Below are 18,841 nucleotides of genomic sequence, written 5' to 3' on the forward strand. Positions count from 1 at the left end.
AGGGGTCACGCCAGGGTGACCGGGGAGACGAACCCCGGCGGCTTCAGCGCCAGCACCGAGCACTGCAGCTGGTAGAGCATCGCCTCGGCGGTGTTGCCGATGATGAAGCCGGGAATCCCGGTCCGGCCCACCGTGCCCATCACCACCAGGTCCGCCTTGAGCGATTCGACCAGCCGGGGGATCTGCTTGCGCGCCTGGCCCATGGGCAGATGGATGCGTGGCGCCAGGTAGTCGTAGGCCTCCTCGCCGATCCGCTCGACCAGGCGGTGCGTCAGCCGGTCCATGCCGATCTTGTGCCGGGAATGCTCGCTCTCGACGATGTGCTGCTCGGTGGCCTCCGGGTCGTCGGCCCAGAGGCTGACGAAGCCGGCCTCCGGGGCGTCCCAGGCATGCACCAGGTGCAGCTCGGCGAGCTCGGCCAGCGCCAGGGCGCCGGCGACCTCCAGGATGTCGTCGTTGAGCGCCGCCTGCCCCGGGGCCGCGCGGTGGACATCGATATCCAGGGCGGCGACGATGCGCCGGTAGCGGGGCGTCTCCCTGGGGGTCATCAGCCAGACCGGGCATGGGCACTTGCGCATCAGGTGCATGTCGTCGCTGCCGAACAGCAGATGGCTCCACTCCGGATCCTCCGCCGTCTTGATCGCCAGGTCGTGGCCGTCGCGCAGCACGGCGCGGATGACCTCGATGAAGCGGATGCCGATGCGCACCTCGATGCGGCAGGCGACCCGCTCGGCATGCGGGCGGATCCTCGCCTCGATGTCCGCCCGGCGCCGGGCGATCGCCGCCTCCCGGACCCGCTCGGCCGGGGTGCCCGGGGGCGCCAGGGAGAGGTCCAGCATCTCCTCGGGAATGACGTCGATCAGGGTCAGGGTGGCCTGGTTGCTCTCCGCCAGGGAGACCGCCCGGACCAGCCCCGCCTCCCCGGCGGCCGCGGGATCGATGACGTACAGGATGTGCGCGAAGGCTTTCATGGGCGCTCCCCTCCTCGAGGTGCTTGCGACGATGCGGCGGCCATCAGCCGGATGGCCGCCTCCCGGGCGGCGTCCGCGTAGGGCACCAGCACCAGGTCCACGCCATCCTGCTCCAGGCGGCGGGCCTCGTGCGGGTGGGAGACGGCGATCGCCACCTTGCCCGTGAAGCCCTGCTGGCGAAGGCCGTGCCGGAGCAGGCGATTGATCGCGGGATCCCGCAGGGTGCTGACCACCCAGCGCGCCTGGTTCAGCGGCAGGGTCGCCAGGAACTCGGGATCCTCGGCATCCCCGTAGCACACCCGGTAGCGGTCGCGGGCATGCTGCTGGACGGCGGCCGGATCGAAGTCCACCGCCAGCAACCGACAGCCGCGTGCCCGCAGGTCCGCCGCCAGGGCCGCGCCGTAGCGCCCCAGCCCGATCAGCAGGACATCCACCTCATTGTGGGCCGCATCCAGGCGATCGAGTTCCCGGTGGGGCACCCGGCGCTCGAAGAGCGACAGCCGCGGTGCCAGGCGCTCGTAGATGGCATGCGAGTAGAGGATCATGTAGGTGGACACGCTGATGGTGATCAGCCCGACCAGGGTGATCAGGCCCAGCGTCTGCTCCTCCAGGTGGCCCAGCGCCAGGCCCATGGCCGCCAGGATCAGCGAGAACTCGCTGATCTGGGCCACGGTGAGGCCGGCCAGGAAGCCGGTGCGCTTGCGATAGCCCATGTAGCCCATGATCGCCATGACGATCAGCGGGTTGCCGATCAGCACGAACAGCGACAGCACCGCCGAGGCGCCGAGCTGGGCGCCCAGCATGCCGAGGTTCAGGGTCGCGCCCAGCTCGATGAAGAAGAACAGCAGCAGGAAGTCGCGCAGGCTCACCAGCCGCGAGGCCACCTGCTCGCGGTAGGGGGTCGAGGCGATGGACACTCCGGCCAGGAAGGCGCCGACCTCCTTGCTGAAGCCCAGGGCCTCGCCGCCCACGGCGCCGATGACCGCCCAGGCGATGGCGAACAGCATCAGCAGCTCCGAGGAGTGCGCCAGCCGATGCAGCAGCCTGGGCAGCACGTAGCGCATCAGCAGCGCCAGCCCCGCCAGCATGGCGCCGCCGGTCAGCAGCACCCGCAGCGCCTCGCGGCCCATGTGCACGTCGCCGTCGGCCTGGCCGTAGGCGGTCAGGCCGATCATCACCAGCACCACCACGATGTCCTGGACGATCAGGAAGCCCACCGCGATGCGCCCGTGCAGGGCGTCCACCTCGCGCTTGTCGGAGAGCAGCTTGACGATGATGATGGTGCTGGAGAAGGTCAGGGCCACGGCCACGTAGAGCGCGGTGACCGGCGACATGCCGAGCCCCAGGGCGATGACATAGCCCACCGCCGAGGTGAAGGCCACCTGGCCCAGGCCCGAGGCCAGCGCCACCGGGCCCACGGTGCGGATGATGTGCAGGTCGAGCTTGAGCCCCACCACGAACAGCAGCAGGGCGATGCCCAGCCGGGCGAACAGCTCGATCTCGGTGCGTTGCTCGACCAGGCCGAGCCCCGAGGGCCCGAGCAGGATGCCCACGGCGATGAAGGCGACGATCAGCGGCTGGCGCAGCCACTGCGCCAGCACCCCGCCCAGCACGGCGAGGCCGAGGACCATCCCGATCTGGGCGAACACGCTCTCGAGCATCCGGGTCGCCTGTGCAGTAGCAGGGGGCGGTGGGCCGATCGCGCCGGCCGCCGGGGCCAGAGCAGGATTCGAGTCCCGTCATATACTGTAGCCCGCCGGACGAGGGCTGCACGGCCCCGCCGAGCCGGGCGAGGCCCCGGGGCGCGATGCGGAAGCAGCGCCCTATCGCCCGGCGGTCGCTGCCGGGGGCGTCCCTCGGCTAGACTCGAGGCTTTGTGCCTCAGGGAAGCTCGCCATGTCCGCCGCCCTCGAACAACGCGCCTTGAAAGTCTCCATCGCCATGACGCTGGTCGTGGCGGGCCTCGGCGTGGCCTTCGGCCTGCTCGCCGGGTCGCGCTCGATCCTCTTCGACGGGGTCTTCTCCAGCATCGATGCGGCGATGGCGGGGCTCGCCCTGGTGGTATCGCGTCTGGTGGTGCGCGAGGCCAGCCGGCGTTTCCAGCATGGCTACTGGCACCTGGAGCCGCTGGTGGCGGCACTGAACGGCGCCATCCTGCTGCTGCTGTGCTTCTATGCCTTCCTGAACGCCGTCCAGGGCCTGATCGACGGCGGCCATGACTTCGCCTTCGACCTCGCCCTCCTCTACGCCCTGGTCGTCACCCTGGTCTGCACCGCCATGACGTTCCATCAGCGCCGGCTCAACCGCCGGGTGGACTCGGAGCTGGTGCGCATCGACATGCACGGCTGGCTGATGGCCGCCCTGATCACCGGCGCCCTGCTGGTCGCCTTCACCATCGCCCTGTGGCTCCAGCAGACGGCCTATGCCCATCTCACGCCCTACGTGGACTCGCTGCTGCTGGCGGTGCTGACCCTGGCCTTCATGCCGGTGCCGATCGGCATCGTGCGCCGGGCGATGAAGGAAGTCTTCCTGATCGCGCCGAGCGCCATCGATCGCCAGGTGCACGCCGCCATGGCGCCGGTGATGGCCCGGGACGGCCTGCTCGAGTACAGCAGCCACGTGGCCAAGGCCGGACGCGGCCACTTCATCGAGATCCATGTGATCACTCGCCCGGACTTCGCCGCCGAGCGCGGGGTGGCCGCCCTGGACGAGGTCCGCGAGCAGATCGCCGCCGGGCTGAGCATCCCGGCCGAGCACCGCTGGTTCACGGTGGCCTTCACCGCCGACAGGCGCTGGCAGTAAGGCCCGGGAACCCGGGTCGCGGCGCGCCTGTCGCAGCCGGTGAACATCCCGGATTCCAGGAGGCGGCATGCCGAGCTTCCACAACGACGCCACCCTGCCCCACCCCGGCTTCCCCGGCAGCCATCTCGCCGTGGACGAGGACTATGTGCACCTCTCGGGGCTGACCGCCGCGGACATCCAGGGCAGCGAGGCCGTGCTCGGCGATGTCGGCGAGGAGACCCGCTGGATCATGCGCCGCCTGGTCCACCTGCTGGCCTCGGTGGACTGCACCCTGGCCGACGCGGTGCGCGTCACCGTGCACCTCACCGACCTGGACGAGGCGGAGGCCATGGACGCCGCCTACGCCGACTTCTTCACCCCGCCGAACTTCCCGGCGCGCACCTGCGTCGAGGTGCGCCGGCTGCTGGGCGGGGCCAGCATCGAGATCACCCTCACCGCCCGGCGGCCCACCAAGGACAAGGCCCCTCGGTAGCCGGACGCCGGGAGGACGAGGACCTGGACGGGGACGCCACCGATCGCGGCCGCGACCCGGCCGATGACTGACCCTCGCGCCGCGTCGCTCGGGGCCTCGGCCGGTCACTGCAGGCGCAGCCGCATGCTGCGGAAGCGGCGACGGTACTGGCTGGGCGTCAGGCCCACCCGGCGGCCGAACAGCCGACGGAAGAAGCTCGGGTCGGCGTAGCCCACCTCCTCGGCCACTTCGTCGATGGGCGCGTCACCGCTCTCCAGCACCTGCTTGGCCTCCTCGAGGCGCAGGGTGTGCACATAGTCCATCGGCGTCATCCCCGTGGCCGCCTTGAAGCGCCGCTTGAAGGAGCGCTCGGTCAGGCCGCTGACCGCCACCATGCCGGCCACCGGCGAGTGAGTGTCGTAGTGCTCGGCCACCCACAGCTGGCAGCGGGCGATGCAGGCATCCTCTACCTGGCGCGAACTGGACAGGGCGGCATAGGGCTGCTGGCCTTCGTTGTGCCAGTCGATCAGGTTGAGCCGTGCCAGGTGCATCGCCTCGTCCACGCCCACCAGCCGCGCCACCAGGAACAGCGCCAGGTCCTGCCAGGTGGTGCCGCCGCCGGCCATGATCAGCCGCTGCGCCTCGCCGCTGACCACCAGGCTGCGATGGGCGTGCACCCGCACCCGGGGAAAGCGTTGCGCCAGGGCCTCGCAGTAGGCCCAGTGGGTGGTGGCGTCCTGGTCGTCGAGCAGCCCCGCCTCGGCGAACAGCAGCGCGCCGGTGCAGGCCGCCGCCATCAGGGCCCCGGCCGCCTGGCAGTCCTGGAGCCAGGCCATCTCGGGGGCATAGCTCGCCAGGCTGGCGCCGGGGGCGATCATCAGGTCCGGCACGCATGCCGCCAGCGGCGCGGGGCACTCGGCCAGGGCCATGTCCGGGGCGATCCAGGCGCCATTGGCGGTGCGAAAGCCCCGGCCGTCCCGGGAGACGATCACCGGCTCGAGCAGCGACTCGCCCGGGCGGCCGTGCATCAGCAGCTCCCAGTCGCGGCCCGCCGAGCCGAAGATGTCGTACATGCCGAAGAGGGTCGAGGCGGTCACGTCGGGACCGGCCAGCAGCGCGATGGTCGCCTTGTCTCGTGTCTCGGGCTCACCCATGGCACAAACCCCTCGTTTGCGGCGCGATGCGCCTGAGTGTCGGCGACTTCCCGGCCGTATCGTGAACCTGGCCCCAACGCCAACACGACAACGACCGGAGGAGCCCACTCATGTGCGATATCGACATCCCGACACGCCCGACGCCCCGGACAACTCACGCCGACGACTTCGAGTCACGGCTGGTTCAGGCGCTCAACCACGGCGGCCTGCTGCTGCTGACCTCGATCGGCTACCGCACCGGGCTGCTGGAGGCGCTGGCCGGCCAGCCGCCGCTCACCAGCGAGGCCCTGGCCGAGCGCACTGGCCTCCAGGAGCGCTACGTGCGCGAGTGGCTCGGCGGCATGGTGGCGGCCGAGGTGGTCGAGACCGACCCGGCGAACGCCACCTACTGGCTGCCGGAGGAACGCGCCGCCCTGCTCACCGACCAGGGCGAGGCGAACCTGGCCGTCTATGCCCAGTTCATTCCCTTGCTGGGCAGCGTAGAGGACGACGTCGTGCGCTGCTTCCGGGAAGGCGGCGGCGTGCCCTACTCCCGCTACCCGCGCTTCCAGGAGATCATGGCCAGCGACAGCGGCCAGACGGTGCTGCCGGCGCTGTTCGACGCCATCCTGCCGCTCGCCCCGGGGCTCACCGAGCGCCTGGAGGCCGGCATCCGGGTGCTGGACTGCGCCTGCGGTCGCGGCCGGGCCCTGCTGGCCCTGGCCGAGCGCTTCCCCGCCAGCCGCTTCACCGGCTATGACCTCTCCGAGGAGGCCATCGGCTGGGCCCGCGACCAGGCCGAGCGGGCCGGGCTGACCAACCTGAGCTTCGAGGTGCGCGACCTCGGCGACTTCGACGCCACCGCCGAGCCCGGCGCCTTCGAGCTGGTCACCAGCTTCGACGGCATCCACGACCAGGGCCAGCCGCGCCGGCTGCTGGCGGGCATCCACCGCAGCCTGACCGCGGACGGCGTCTACCTGGTGCAGGACATCCACGCCTCGAGCCACCATCACCTGGACCGCGAGCACCCGCTGGGCACGATGCTCTATGCCGTCTCGCTCAGCCACTGCATGACGGTCTCGCTGGCCCAGGGCGGCGAGGGGCTGGGCACCATGTGGGGCCGCGAGCGGGCCCTGGCCTACCTGGAAGACGCCGGCTTCCGCGACATCCGGGTCCACCAGCTCGAGCACGACATCCAGAACGACTACTTCGTCTGCCGGCCCTGAGGTCAGGCCGGGGCGGCCTCTACTGCAGGAGACCGCCCCGGCACCGTGGGAGCGATCGACCACTCGGCATCGCCATCGCGCAGCAGACGACGACCCCCAAACCCCGTGGGAGCGATCTTTAGATCGCGATAGAGGATGGCCGAAACTCGGCACCGCTGAGAGGCACCCCCATCGTGCAGTGGAGCTGCGCTCCCCCAACAGGCGACACCCCCCAAGCCCTGTGGGAGCGATCTTTAGATCGCGATAGAGGATGGCCGAAACTCGGCACCGCTGAGAGGCATCGCCATCGCGCAGTGGAGCTGCGCTCCCCCAACAGGCGACACCCCCAAGCCCTGTGAGAGCGATCTTTAGATCGCGATAGAGGATGGCCGAACCCGGCACCGCTGAGAGGCACCGCCATCGCGCAGCGGAGCTGCGCTCCCACGGCTATCCCGCATGAGACACTGGTCGTTCGGTCGACCGCCCTGCCCTCACCCGCCATCCGCGGCGCGCTCCAGGTCGGCGATGACGAGCTTTTCCATCTGCATCATCGCCTCCATGGCCCGCCGGGCCCGGGCCGGGTCGGGGTCGTTCAACAGCTCGTGCATGCGGGTGGGCACCACCTGCCAGTGGAGCCCCCAGCGGTCCTGGAGCCAGCCGCACTGGATCTTGCGGCCGCCCTCGCTCAGCATCTCCCAGTAGCGATCGACCTCGGCCTGGTCGGCGCAGTCGATGTGCAGCGACACCGCCTCGGTGAAGGGGACCCCGGGGCCGCCGTTCAGGCCCACGTAGCCTGTCCCGGCCAAGGTGAACTCCACCAGGATCACCGAACCGGCCGGCACGCTCGGCGTGTCGGCCGGCGACGGCACCACCCGGTCGATGCGCGAGTCGGGAAACAGGGAGACGTAGAAGCGGGCCGCCTCCTCCGCCTGGCCATCGAACCACAGGAAGGGCGTGATCTTCTGCATGGGAAATCCTCCCGGCAGGAGGCACCTCCTGCCGTCGAATGGAACGGCGTGGCCGACTATTCGTCGACCACCGTCTCGAAGCCGCCGTAGATCAGCCGCTGGCCGTCGAAGGGCATGGGATTGACCTCCGGCGACAGGCGCGGGTCCTCCATGATCCGCGGCATGGCCCGGTCGCGCACCTCACGGGACGGCCAGACCAGCCAGGAGAAGACCACGGTCTCTTCGGGCTGGCACTGCACCGCCAGGGGGAAGGAGGTCAGCTCGCCCTCCGGCACGTCGTCCCCCCAGCACTCGATCACCTTCAGGGCGCCGTGCTCCTTGAAGACCGCCGCCGCCTGGCGGGCGTGGTCGATGAAGGCCTGCCGATTGGCGGTGGGCACGGCGGCCACGAAGCCATCCACGTAGCTCATGACGTCTCTCCTCTATCGTCTCTGGGGGGCAGGTCCCGCACGGGGCGCACCTCGATGGTGCCGAATCGCGCGGGGGGAATGCGGCCGGCCAGCCGCAGGGCCTCGTTCAGGTCTCGGGCATCGAGCAGGTAGAAGCCGGCCAGCTGTTCCTTGGTCTCGGCGAAGGGCCCGTCCGACAGCAGGACATCGCCGTCCCGCACCTGCACGCAGGTGGCGCTCTCCACCGGCTGCAGGGCCTGGCCGGCCAGGAAGTGGCCCTGCTCGGTCAGGCGCTCCACCCCGGCGACGCACTCCTGGTTGAGGGCCTGCCAGTCCCGCTCGGTCATGGCGTCGATCAACCGCTCCTGGTAGTACACCAAGGCCACGTACTTCATGGTTTCCTCCTCCTTGTGGTTCACGGGCATTCATCGCTCGGGCAGGCGACCATCCACTGCACGCCGAAGCGGTCGGTGGCCATGCCGAAGCCCTTGGCCCAGAAGGTGGACGCGAAGGGCATGATCACCCGGCCGCCCTCGGCCAGGCGCCGGAAGGCCTCCGCCGCCTGCTCGGGGTCCGCGTAGTCCAGGAACACCTGGGCGCCCTGGGGCGCCTGGTAGCAGTCGCCCATCATGTCGGCGCCCATCACCCGGTGCCCGCGGATGTTGAGCGAGGCGTGGATGATGCGGTCGTGCCACTCGGGCGGCACCTCCTCGGCGGCGGGGGTCTCGCCGAACCGATACATGGCCTCCAGATGGCCGCCGGTGACCTCGGCGTAGAAGTCCATCGCCTCCCGGCAGGTCCCCGGGAAGGCCAGGTGCACCTGCACCGCCCGGGGCATCCGGGTCTGGGCGAGGTGCTTGTCCAGCCCGGCGCCGGGCTCGAAGTCCTCCATGGCGAAATAGCGCCGCAGCTCCAGGGTGACGTTGCCCCCGGCGTCCTCCCGCGGCCACTGCCTGGCCCACTCGATGGCCTCCTCCAGGGAATCCACCTCGAGCACGGTGTAGCCCGCCAGCAGCTCCTCGGTCGCGGGGAAGGGCCCCTCGATCACCCGGGGCTCGCCGTTGCGGAAGTCGATCCGGCAGCCCTCCCGGCTGGGCCGCAGGCCGTCGCCGGTGGCGAAGACCCCGGCCCGGATCATCCGCTCGTTGTAGTCCGCCATGGCCTGCAAGACCTCCTGGCTGGGCAGCACGCCCGCCTCGGTCTCGGCATCGGCCTTGCGCATCAGCATGTATCGCATGACGTCACTCTCCTTGGTGGGTGGGTACCCGGGAGTCGCACGACGCCGCCGCGAATCGACAGGGCGAGACGACTTTTTTCAGTCGGCGACTTCCAGCGCCGCCAGGCGGCGGGCCAGGAAGCGCCGCTCCGGCCCCTGGGCGGTCAGCGCCAGGGCCCGCTCGTAGGCCTGCCGGGCCGCCTCGAGGTGGCCGGCGCGCCGGTGCAGGTCGGCCCGGGCGGCATGGAAGAGGCGGTAGTTGACGATCTGCCTGTGCCCGGCGAGCCCCTCGAGCAGCGCCAGGCCCGCCTCGGGCGAGTCGCGCATGGCCACGGCGACCGCCCGGTTCAGGGCGATCACCGGCGAGGGCTGGCGACGGTAGAGGGCCTCGTAGAGGCGCACGATGCGCTGCCAATCCGTGGCCTCGGCGCGTTCCGCCCGGGCGTGCACGGCGGCGATGGAGGCCTGCAGGGTGTAGGGCCCCGTGGGGGTCCGCGCCAGGGCGCGCTCGAGCCAGGCGAGGCCGGCCTCGATCTGCGCCCGGTCCCAGAGGCGGCGATCCTGCTCCTCCAGGGGGATCAGTTCCCCCGCCGTGTCCTGGCGCGCCGTGCGGCGGGCGTCGTGGAGCAGCATCAGCGCCAGCAGGCCGAACGCCTCGCCCCTGGGCAGCAGGTCGGCCAGGGCCCGGGCCAGGCGGATGGCCTCGTCGGCCAGCCGGACGTCCACCACCGCCTCGCCGTCGCTGCGGGAATAGCCCTCGTTGAAGATCAGGTAGATCACCGCCAGCACCCCCGGCAGCCGTGCCGGCAGCTCGGCGTCGTCGGGCACCTCGTAGGGAATGCCCGCGTCGCGGATCCGGCGCTTGGCGCGGACGATGCGCTGGGCCAGCGACGCCGGCCTCTGCAGCAGCGCGCTGGCCACCTGCTCGGTGGTCAGGCCGGCCATCTCGCGCAGGGTCAGGGCGAGCCGGTCGGGCATGGCCAGGGCGGGATGGCAGCAGGTGAACAGCAGCCGCAGGAGATCGTCCTGGATGCCCCGCGCCTGCGAGGCGTCGCCTTCCTCGGGGACGAGCAGATAGGCGTGCTGGCGGGCGGTCTGCCGGCGGCGGATCTGGTCGATGCCACGGCGGTGGCCGACCCGGATCAGCCAGGCCACGGGCTCCTCGGGGACGCCCTCGGCGGGCCAGCGGGCCACCGCCGCGGCGAAGGCCTCGTGCATCGCCTCCTCGGCCGGGTCGAAGTCGCCGAGGCGGCGGATCAGGGTCGCCAGCACGCGGGGCGCGTGCCGGCGATAGAGCGATTCGATGTCGGTGTGGATCTGCATGGCGATGGCGCTCCCGGGCCCCTTCCCTGGCGGGGGTGCGCCCTCCAGCATAGTCGCTGCGGCGGTCCGCGTTCAGGCGGCGAAGCCGATATCGGCCACCTTGACGACGTCGTCGCTGCCCCGCACGTCCACCGGCTCCGCGGCTGCGATGACCAGGGCCAGCTCGATGCGGCTCGGCCGGCCCACGAAACGCCCCGGGGCCGCCCATCGAAGCCAGCCGGCGCGCATGGTGAAAGGCGGCCGCCCAGGGGCGGCAGGACAATGGGCCGCGGCCGCGGGGCTCCGGGCGCCGATGACCTCGCCAGGGCGCCGGCCCTTGCCACACCACGGATGCGACCGATCGGCGCAGGCGGCGGCTTTCGCTTGCCCGGCGCGACGCGGCGACGCACCATCTGGGCCCCGGCCGGAGCGCCGGGCGCGGCAATCCGGTTGAGGGAGCGACCCGACATGCAAGACATCCTCGTCTATACCCTGATCTATCTGGGCGTGGTCCTGGCCATCTATCAGGTCTACAGCATCTATTCCGAGCAGATCTTCGGCGATCGCGAGCGCCACTACGACGCCGCGCTGCGCGAGCTGGCCGCCGGGGCCGACGGTGCCCGCCCCGCATCGGCGGCCTTCCGCCAGGCCGTGGCGGAACGCTTCGGCCCCGAGCTCGATCCGCGCCTGGCCCAGGCCGCCGTCACCGGCGACCGGGCCGCGGCCACCACCGGGCCGCTGCGCCGCCGGGCGTCGCGCCTGCGGTGCCGCAACGGCCTGCGGGTCCGCCATCCGCTGGGTTGGCAGACCCGGCTGCCCTCGCGGAACCCACGGGGCGTGCTGCTGGCCGTGATCATCGTCAACTGCCTGGCGGCGATCTTCCTGGGCGGGCTCAGCGTCTACACCCTCGGCTACGAGGTCTCGGCGCCGTCGCTTGCCTGGATGAACCGGGAGGCGGTGCTGATGCTGCTGATCTACGCCATCGTCCTGATCACCCAGCTGGTCGCCCGGCTGGACGGCTACCTGCACGACCTCTACCAGATCGGCCGCCTCGCCCCCCACCTGTCGGATGCGGGCTGAGGCGCCTCGCCCTCGTCGAGACACGCCAACTCCGCCAGCCGCCGCGCCAGGTAGCGGCGCTGGTCGCCCCGATCGGCCAGCGCCAGGGCCATCGCATAGGCATGCCGCGCCTCGTCGCGCCGGCCCAGGCGCCGATAGCGCTCGGCCCGCCGAGCCTGAAAGCGGGGGTCGGCATCGAGCCGACGATAGGAGGTGTCGATGGCGGCCTGGATCCGCATGGTGTTCCGCTCCCTGCACCGTGGTTGGGCATGACGCGTCCGGCGACAGCCTCAGCATAGCCGCTCCCGGCGCAGGCGGGACTCAGCCCAGGATGAAGATTACGCAAGCCGCGGTGAGCGCGCCCATGGTGCCGTTGAACACCCGCCAGGCGCGGGGCCCCTTGATCCAGCGGCCGATGGCCGTGCCGAAGCCCGCCCACAGCGAGATGCAGGGCAGCGCCACCAGCTCGGCGAAGGCGGCCAGCAGCAGCGCATTGACCAGGGTGTTGCCGCCCTCGGGCAGGAAGCTCGCCATCAGCGTCAGCCCCATCACCCAGGCCTTGGGATTGGCGAACTGGAAGGCCGCGGCCTGCCAGAAGCTCAGCGGCCGCCCGTCGGCCCCGTCCAGCGCCGGCGGGGGCGCGGTGGCGATGCGCCAGGCCAGGTACAGCAGGTAGCCGCTGCCGATGATGCGCAGCAGGGTCTGCACCAGCGGGAAGCGCTCGAAGACCAGGCCCAGCCCCAGGGCCACGGCGGCGAACAGCAAGAAGCAGCCGCCCATGATGCCCAGCAGGTGCGGCAGGGTCCGGCGGAAGCCGTAGTTGGCCCCGGAGGCGGTAAGCATCACGTTGTTGGGGCCGGGGGTGATGGTCATGGAGATCATGAACAGGGACGCGGGTCCCAGGGTGGCCAGGGTGTCCATTGAATTGTATCCCTACAATTTTGTTGAATTGACTTCTTTTTCGCGACAATTCTGAGCATAATGGGCCCGAATATGGCGTCAAAGGTTTTATTGTCACCATGACAATCTGGACACCCGAGCTCGCCGAGGGCGGCCCGCGCTACCGCCGCATCGCCGAGGCCCTGGGCGAGGCCGTCGCCCGGGGCGAGCTGGCCCCGGGGGAGAAGCTGCCGCCCCAGCGCCGCCTCGCCGATCGCCTGGGCGTCACCGTGGGCACCGTCACCCGGGCCTACACCGAGGCCCAGCGACAGGGCTGGGTCGAGTCCCGGGTGGGCAGCGGCACCTTCGTGCGCCGCCCCGCCGCGGAGGACACCGCCACCTTCCGCGCCGCCCCGCCCCGGGAGGACGGCGTCCTCGACCTGGGCATGAGCCTGCCGCCGCCCCACCCGCTGCGCGCCCGGGGCCTGCAGCAGGCGCTGCACGGGATCGCCGCCGACCCCGAGGCCATCCAGGCCGCCACCGACTACCAGCCGGAGGGCGGCACTCCCACCCAGCGCGCGCGCATCGCCGCCTGGCAGGGCACGCTGGGGCTGCCCGACGATCCCGAACGGCTGCTGATCACCCAGGGCGGCCAGCACGGCATCCACCTGGCGCTGCGCACCCTCACCCAGCCCGGGGAACTGGTCGCCGGCGACGCCCTCACCTACCCCGGCTTCATCTGCGCCGCCCAGCACGCCCACCTGCGCCTGGCGGCGGTGCCCATGGACGCCGACGGCATGGACGTCGAGGCCCTGGCCCGGTTATGCGCCCGCCAGCCGCCCCGGCTGCTCTACCTCACCCCGGACCTGAACAACCCCACCGGGGCGCGGCTCTCCGAGGCGCGCCGGGCGCGCCTGGTGGCGCTGGCTCGGGCTCACGACATCTGGCTGGTGGAGGACGCGGTGCAGTACCTGCCGGTCGAGCGCCGCGGGACGCCGCTAGTCGAGCTGGCCCCGGAACGCACCCTTCACATCTTCAGCACCTCCAAGGTGCTGGCCGGCGGGCTGCGCATCGGCAGCCTCACGGTGCCGCCGCGCTGGCTGGAGCGCCTGGGCTCGGCGTTGCGCTCGCAGAGCTGGATGGTGCCGCCGCTGATGGTGGAGGCGGCCTGTCGCTGGATGGAGGACCCGGCCAGCCGCGAGCTGCTCGCCTGGCAGCTGGAGGAACTGGCCGCCCGGCGGACGATGGCCCTGGCGCGACTGGCGCCCCATGAGCCCCACAGCGCCGAGGGGTCGTCGCTGGTCTGGCTGCCCCTGCCCGCGGGCCGCCGGGGCAGCGAGGTCCAGGCGCGGCTCGCCCGGCGCGGCGTCCAGGTCACCACCCCCGAGCCCTTCTGCGTGGGCAGCGAGCCGGCGCCCCAGGCGTTGCGGCTTTGCCTGGGCCCGCCGGAGAGTCGCGAGGTCCTGGCGCGGGCGCTGGATATCGTCGACGAGGTGCTGGGCGCCCCGGCCGCCTCCCCCTGGCAGACGCTCTAGCCCGTTCACCTCGAACGTGCATCCCGCCGCCGATCGGCACCACATCGGTGCACGCGAGCCCGCCGCACGGCGCCTCGCCCCATGACGGTGCTCGCAAGGCCCGCTTGTGCGGGCTAGTGCGCCAAGTTGGAACGCCTCTTGCTTCTTCCTGATGCGCTGTCATCCCCTTGCCTCAGGAGAACCTGTTCCGTGGATATTCCGAGTGCCGTCGCGTCCCTGACTCAGGGCGCCAACACCCTCTTCCTGCTGCTCGGCGCCATCATGGTGCTGGCCATGCACGCCGGCTTCGCCTTCCTCGAGGTGGGCACGGTGCGCCACAAGAACCAGGTGAATGCCCTGGTCAAGATCATGACCGACTTCGGCGTCTCCGCCGTGGTCTACTTCTTCGTCGGCTACTTCATCGCCTACGACACCCACTTCCTGCAGGGGGCCGAGGCGCTGACCGCCGACCGGGGCTACGCCCTGGTCAAGTTCTTCTTCCTGATGACCTTCGCCGCGGCCATCCCGGCGATCGTCTCCGGCGGCATCGCCGAGCGCGCCCGCTTCTACCCCATGCTGATCGCCGCCGGCGCCATCGTCGGCCTGGTCTACCCCTTCTTCGAGGGCATCGTCTGGAACGGCAACTACGGCCTGCAGGCCTGGCTGGCCGCGACCTTCGGCGCCGGCTTCCACGACTTCGCCGGCTCGGTGGTGGTGCATGCCTTCGGCGGCTGGGTGGCACTGGTGGCCCTGCTGCTGCTGGGCGCCCGCCAGGGCCGCTACCGCAACGGCCGGGTCGTGGCCTTCGCGCCCTCCAACATCCCCTTCCTGTCGCTGGGCGCCTGGATCCTGACCATCGGCTGGTTCGGCTTCAACGTCATGTCCGCCCAGACCCTGGAGGCCATCAGCGGCCTGGTGGCGGTGAACAGCCTGATGGCCATGGTCGGCGGCATCCTGGTGGCCATGGTGCTGGGCAAGCAGGATCCGGGCTTCATCCACAACGGGCCGCTGGCCGGCCTGGTGGCCGTGTGCGCCGGCTCGGACCTGATGCACCCCGTCGGGGCGCTGATCACCGGCGGCGTGGCCGGCGCAATCTTCGTGGTGCTCTTCGAGTGGGCCCAGGAGCGCGTCGAGCGCCTCGACGACGTGCTGGGCGTCTGGCCCCTGCACGGGGTGTGCGGCGTCTGGGGCGGCATCGCCGCGGGGATCTTCGGCCAGCAGGGCCTGGGCGGCCTGGGCGGCGTCAGTCTGGCGTCCCAGCTGATCGGCTCGCTGGCCGGCGTGGCGATCGCGGTGATCGGCGGCCTGGTGGTCTATGGCCTGGTGGCCCGGGTCGCCGGCCTGCGCCTCGGCGAGGAGGAGGAGTTCAACGGCGCCGACCTCAGCATCCACCGCATCGGCGCCACCTCGATGGATTGAAGCGCATCGAGCCAATACGGCGCGGGGCCCCATCGGGCCCCGCACTCTACACCTGACGCCTTTCCCCTCACCCCGTTCTGCTTACACCATTCTCCTCCCCTGTTCCCTTTCCCTCGCCCCTTGTCCCTTTCACCCCGCTCCTCACTCCTCCAACGTCTCTCCCGAACCGCCAAGCTCCGCCGGAACGTCCTTCATCTTGGGCAGGCCGTCGGGAATGCGCAGCACCGATTCCTGGTAATGCACATGCAGCGCGGGCTCGAAGGTCAGGTCGGGCAGCAGCGCCGCATAGACGTCGACCAGCCCCATACCCGGGTGCTCGGTCAGCACGTGACCGCCGCAGCGCCGACACCAGCGGCGCCGGCTGGCGGATGTCTTCTGGTAGCTCTCCAACTCCTCTTGCCCCCGGGTGATCCGTACCGCGTCGGGCTTCCAGAGGGTGAAGGCATTCACCGGGCCGGCCGACCAATGCCGGCAGGATTCACAGTGGCAATAGCCCATGGCCTCCGGCTTGCCCTCGACTTCGACCTGGACGGCGCCACAGAAGCAGCCGCCGCGATAGGCGTGGCTCATCGTTCATCTCCATCGTCACCATCGTATCCCGTTCAGTGTAGCCGCCGAGGTGGACCAGCCGTCGCCCAACGCCTACACCTTGTTACATGACCAAGCCGGATACAGGGAAAGTCGAGGGCCGCGGGGCACGGGGCGTGCTGCGTTTTCTGGGACTAGTGGCGCTTGGCGGCATAACCGGTGGCCTGGCGGCGCTGGCCGCCGTGGGCTTCGTGGCGGCCGTGCTGTGGCTCAACGACCTGCTGCTGGTCTCGCCCCGGGGGCGCATGATGTTCGCCCACCCCGAGTGGCTGGCCGTGGCCACGGTGCTGGTGCCGGTCGCCGGCGGCCTGGTGGTGGGCCAGCTGCACCGCGCCATCCCCGAGCGCCGCCCCCATACCCCCGCCGACGTCATCGCCGCCGTGCAGACCCGGCGCGGCCGCCTGCCGCCCAAGGCCGGGGCGCTCTCGGCGCTCTCGGGCCTGGTGTCGCTGGGCGCCGGCGCCTCGGTGGGCCAGTACGGCCCCCTGGTGCACATGGGCGCGAGCCTGGGCTCGGCGGGGGCCCGGCTGCTGCGCCTGGGCCGCTCCGAGGACAACATCACCATCGCCTGCGGCGTCGCCGCGGCCATCGCCACCGCCTTCAACGCCCCCCTGGCCGGCATCGTCTTCGCCCACGAGGTGGTGCTGCGCCACTACGCCCTGCGCGCCTTCGCTCCGGTGGCCGCCGCCGCCCTGGTGGGCCACGTGATCGCCACCAACGTCCTGGCCCGGGGCGCGCTCTTCCACGTGGCCGACCCCGCCCTGCCCCGGCCCTGGGAGTTCGCCGCCTTCCTGGCCATCGGCGGGCTGGGCGCCCTGGTCGCGGGGGCCTACATGCGCGCCATCCTGGGCGTGGGCCGGCTGGCCAGGCGCCTGCCGGTGGCCGCCCCCTGGCGACCGGCGATCGCCGGGGCACTGCTCGGCGTGGTCGCCCTCTGGGTGCCCGACATCCTGGGCATGGGCCAGGAGACCCTGCGCTTCGCCACCATCGCCGGGGCCTTCGGCAGCGTGGAACTGGTGGTGGTGCTGGCACTCAAGCTCGCCGCCACGGCGCTGTGCCTGGGGATGGGCTTCGGCGGCGGGGTGTTCAGCCCGGCGCTGGTGATCGGCACCCTGTTCGGCGCCCTGTGCGGCACCCTGGTGGCTCACCTCAGCGGCGCCCAGGACACCTTCGTCTTCTACGCCATCTGCGGCATGGTGGCGGTCACCGCCCCGGTGATCGGCGCGCCCCTGACCAGCCTGCTGATCGTCTTCGAGCTCACCGGCAGCTACGCCCTGACCACCGCCGCCCTGGCCAGCGTCACCCTGGCGAGCCCCATCGCCGCGCAGCTGTTCGGTCGCTCGCTGTTCGACATCCAGCTCGCCGGCCGGGGACTGGACCTTTCCTCGGGCCGCGGTCGGGCGGTGCTCGAGGACGCCCGGCTGGCGGACCTGATGAGCCGGGAGGGCGTGACCCTGCGCCCCGAGACCCCGGTGGAGGAGGCCGTGATCACCCTGGGCCAGGCGGGCCACGGCGAGGCCTACGTGGTGGACGCCGATGGCCGCTACCGGGCCAGCGTGACCCTGGCTGACCTGGAGGTGCTGCGCGAGGAGGGCCAGGGCGACCACCCGGTGTCCGACTGCCCGCGCACGCCGCGCCCGGTGCTGGGGCCCAACGCCTCGGTGTGGGAGGCCATGCGCCATCTGCAGGAGGTCACAGGCGAGGCCATCGCCGTGGTGGACGAGGACGACGTCTTCCTGGGCGTGGTGTTCGAGGCCACCATCGCCCAGGCCTTCCTGCGCTACAGCGACGAGCTCAGGCGGGAGGAACATGGCACGGGGTAAGCGAGGACTGGGCCGGCTGGTCCTGGCGCTGGGCCTGGCCCTCGGCGCGGCGGGGCCTGGCGCGGCGCAACCCGAGCCGGCGGGGGACCCGCTGACGGTGCTGAGCTGGGGCGGCGCCTACGAGCGCGCCCAGATGCGGGCCCTCTTCGCGCCCTTCACCGAGGCCACCGGCATCCCCGTGCGGGTCGCGCGCTACGACGGCGGGCTCTCGGCCCTGCGCGCCGCCGTGGCCGAGCGGGAAGTGCCCTGGGACGTCATGGACATGACCCGCAGCCAGGCCATGGCGGCCTGCGACGAGGGCCTGCTCGAGCCGCTCCCGGCCGACATCGCCGCCCCGGCCCCGGACGGCACCCCGGCCGAGGAGGACTTCATCGACGAGGCCTTCGGCCCCTGCAGCCTCACCCACTCGGTGTTCGCCACCGTGGTGGCCTATCGCACCGATGCCTTCCCCGGCCGGCGACCGACCCGGATCGGCGACCTCTTCGACCAGCGGCGCTTCCCCGGGCCCCGGGCGCTGCAGCGCACGCCGTCGGTGAACCTGGAGTGGGCGCTGCTCTCCTACGGCGTACCCCGCCAGGAGCTCTACCGCCTGCTCAGCACCCGCCGCGGCCTGTCGCTGGCCCTGGAGCGCCTGGCCGGGCTCGAGGACCTGCGCTGGTGGGAGACCGGCAGCACCCCGCCGGAGCTGCTGGCCGAGGGCGAGGTGGTGATGGCTTCCGGCTACAACGGCCGCTTCTTCGACGCCATGGTCAACCGCGACGCTCCCATCGCCATCCTCTGGGACGGCCAGGTCCAGGAGCACGAGACCTGGGCCATCCCCCGCCACGCCCCCCACCCCGAGGCGGCCCGCGCCTTCATCCGCTTCGCCACCGCCACCGAACGCCAGGCGGCGCTGACCCGCTATATTCCCTACGGGCCCTCGCGGCACAGCGCGGCGCGCCGGGTCACCACCCACGCGGACACCGGCCTCGACATGCGCCTGCACATCCCCACCCACCCGCTCAATGCCGAGCGGGCGGTGACCAAGGACGAGGCCTGGTATGCCCGGACCCGGGAGCGCATCGGCGACTACTTCCGCGCGGCGCTGTTTCCCGGGGGCGCCGAGCCCCCATCCGACTGACG

19 protein-coding genes are annotated in these 18,841 nt (G+C 71.6%); 8 read left to right on the forward strand and 11 right to left on the reverse strand.

What is annotated here, in order from left to right; all coding sequences use genetic code 11:
* Window positions 1-5: 5 nt before the first annotated feature.
* Both QC818_RS05430 and QC818_RS05435 read right to left on the reverse strand, forming a co-directional pair.
* On the reverse strand, window positions 6-971 hold the full coding sequence (locus QC818_RS05430) for a universal stress protein (protein ID WP_309651825.1): 966 nt from the start codon (window positions 969-971) through the stop codon (window positions 6-8).
* Window positions 968-2,632: a cation:proton antiporter gene (locus tag QC818_RS05435; protein ID WP_309651826.1), complete on the reverse strand. Its 1,665-nt coding sequence runs from the start codon at window positions 2,630-2,632 to the stop codon at window positions 968-970. Before QC818_RS05435 ends, QC818_RS05430 begins: the two co-directional genes overlap by 4 nt.
* A 235-nt stretch (window positions 2,633-2,867) precedes the next feature.
* Between QC818_RS05435 and QC818_RS05440 the strand changes: the two genes are divergently transcribed.
* Together QC818_RS05440 and QC818_RS05445 are read left to right on the forward strand one after the other, a co-directional pair.
* Entirely contained in the window at window positions 2,868-3,773 is a 906-nt protein-coding gene (locus QC818_RS05440; protein WP_309651827.1) for a cation diffusion facilitator family transporter, read from the forward strand.
* A gap of 67 nt (window positions 3,774-3,840) precedes the next feature.
* On the forward strand, window positions 3,841-4,245 hold the full coding sequence (locus QC818_RS05445; protein ID WP_309651828.1) for a RidA family protein: 405 nt from the start codon (window positions 3,841-3,843) through the stop codon (window positions 4,243-4,245).
* A 104-nt stretch (window positions 4,246-4,349) separates the two neighbouring features.
* Here QC818_RS05445 and QC818_RS05450 read toward each other — a convergent pair whose 3' ends face one another.
* Window positions 4,350-5,378, reverse strand: coding sequence for a GlxA family transcriptional regulator (locus QC818_RS05450; protein WP_309651829.1), 1,029 nt, complete (start codon window positions 5,376-5,378; stop codon window positions 4,350-4,352).
* 110 nt (window positions 5,379-5,488) lie between these two features.
* Between QC818_RS05450 and QC818_RS05455 the strand changes: the two genes are divergently transcribed.
* Window positions 5,489-6,583 carry a methyltransferase domain-containing protein gene (locus tag QC818_RS05455; protein WP_309651830.1) on the forward strand — a complete coding sequence of 365 codons (1,095 nt, stop codon included), beginning with the start codon at window positions 5,489-5,491 and terminating at the stop codon, window positions 6,581-6,583.
* Between the two features lie 470 nt (window positions 6,584-7,053).
* Here the strand turns inward: QC818_RS05455 and QC818_RS05460 are convergent, their stop codons facing one another.
* From QC818_RS05460 to QC818_RS05480, 5 genes are all read right to left on the reverse strand, one after another.
* Window positions 7,054-7,530 (reverse strand): VOC family protein, encoded by a 477-nt coding sequence (locus QC818_RS05460; protein WP_309651831.1) that lies wholly within the window; start codon window positions 7,528-7,530, stop codon window positions 7,054-7,056.
* Between the two features lie 56 nt (window positions 7,531-7,586).
* On the reverse strand, window positions 7,587-7,940 hold the full coding sequence (locus QC818_RS05465; protein WP_309651832.1) for a DUF1428 domain-containing protein: 354 nt from the start codon (window positions 7,938-7,940) through the stop codon (window positions 7,587-7,589).
* Window positions 7,937-8,314, reverse strand: a complete 378-nt coding sequence (locus QC818_RS05470; RefSeq protein WP_309651911.1) for a YciI family protein — start codon at window positions 8,312-8,314, stop codon at window positions 7,937-7,939. The genes QC818_RS05465 and QC818_RS05470 overlap by 4 nt, the downstream gene beginning before the upstream one ends.
* A gap of 20 nt (window positions 8,315-8,334) precedes the next feature.
* Entirely contained in the window at window positions 8,335-9,156 is an 822-nt protein-coding gene (locus QC818_RS05475; RefSeq protein WP_309651833.1) for a YciI family protein, read from the reverse strand.
* A 78-nt stretch (window positions 9,157-9,234) separates the two neighbouring features.
* On the reverse strand, window positions 9,235-10,458 hold the full coding sequence (locus tag QC818_RS05480; protein ID WP_309651834.1) for an RNA polymerase sigma factor: 1,224 nt from the start codon (window positions 10,456-10,458) through the stop codon (window positions 9,235-9,237).
* A 447-nt stretch (window positions 10,459-10,905) separates the two neighbouring features.
* On the opposite strand from QC818_RS05480, the gene QC818_RS05485 reads away from it, so the two are divergent.
* Complete coding sequence (locus QC818_RS05485) at window positions 10,906-11,517, forward strand: hypothetical protein (protein ID WP_309651835.1); 612 nt, start codon at window positions 10,906-10,908, stop codon at window positions 11,515-11,517.
* Here the strand turns inward: QC818_RS05485 and QC818_RS05490 are convergent.
* Together QC818_RS05490 and QC818_RS05495 are read right to left on the reverse strand one after the other, a co-directional pair.
* On the reverse strand, window positions 11,472-11,735 hold the full coding sequence (locus QC818_RS05490) for a hypothetical protein (protein WP_309651836.1): 264 nt from the start codon (window positions 11,733-11,735) through the stop codon (window positions 11,472-11,474). The genes QC818_RS05485 and QC818_RS05490 overlap by 46 nt on opposite strands.
* Window positions 11,736-11,817: 82 nt before the next feature.
* Window positions 11,818-12,417, reverse strand: a complete 600-nt coding sequence (locus tag QC818_RS05495) for a LysE family translocator (RefSeq protein ID WP_309651837.1) — start codon at window positions 12,415-12,417, stop codon at window positions 11,818-11,820.
* 98 nt (window positions 12,418-12,515) lie between these two features.
* Between QC818_RS05495 and QC818_RS05500 the strand changes: the two genes are divergently transcribed.
* A complete protein-coding gene (locus QC818_RS05500) occupies window positions 12,516-13,910 on the forward strand; it encodes an aminotransferase-like domain-containing protein (RefSeq protein ID WP_309651838.1) in 1,395 nt (464 codons plus the stop codon).
* Between the two features lie 189 nt (window positions 13,911-14,099).
* A complete protein-coding gene (locus QC818_RS05505) occupies window positions 14,100-15,308 on the forward strand; it encodes an ammonium transporter (protein ID WP_309651839.1) in 1,209 nt (402 codons plus the stop codon).
* A 141-nt stretch (window positions 15,309-15,449) separates the two neighbouring features.
* On the opposite strand, the gene QC818_RS05510 is transcribed toward QC818_RS05505, so the two are convergent.
* Complete coding sequence (locus QC818_RS05510; RefSeq protein WP_309651840.1) at window positions 15,450-15,878, reverse strand: GFA family protein; 429 nt, start codon at window positions 15,876-15,878, stop codon at window positions 15,450-15,452.
* 134 nt (window positions 15,879-16,012) lie between these two features.
* Here QC818_RS05510 and QC818_RS05515 point away from each other — a divergent pair, with 134 nt between their 5' ends.
* Window positions 16,013-17,719: a chloride channel protein gene (locus QC818_RS05515; protein ID WP_309651841.1), complete on the forward strand. Its 1,707-nt coding sequence runs from the start codon at window positions 16,013-16,015 to the stop codon at window positions 17,717-17,719.
* Window positions 17,706-18,839, forward strand: a complete 1,134-nt coding sequence (locus QC818_RS05520; protein WP_309651842.1) for an extracellular solute-binding protein — start codon at window positions 17,706-17,708, stop codon at window positions 18,837-18,839. Before QC818_RS05515 ends, QC818_RS05520 begins: the two co-directional genes overlap by 14 nt.
* Window positions 18,840-18,841: the final 2 nt, after the last annotated feature.

Origin of the sequence: Halomonas koreensis (assembly GCF_031451675.1) — a bacterium.
GTDB classification, from domain to species: Bacteria; Pseudomonadota; Gammaproteobacteria; order Pseudomonadales; family Halomonadaceae; genus Halomonas; species Halomonas koreensis.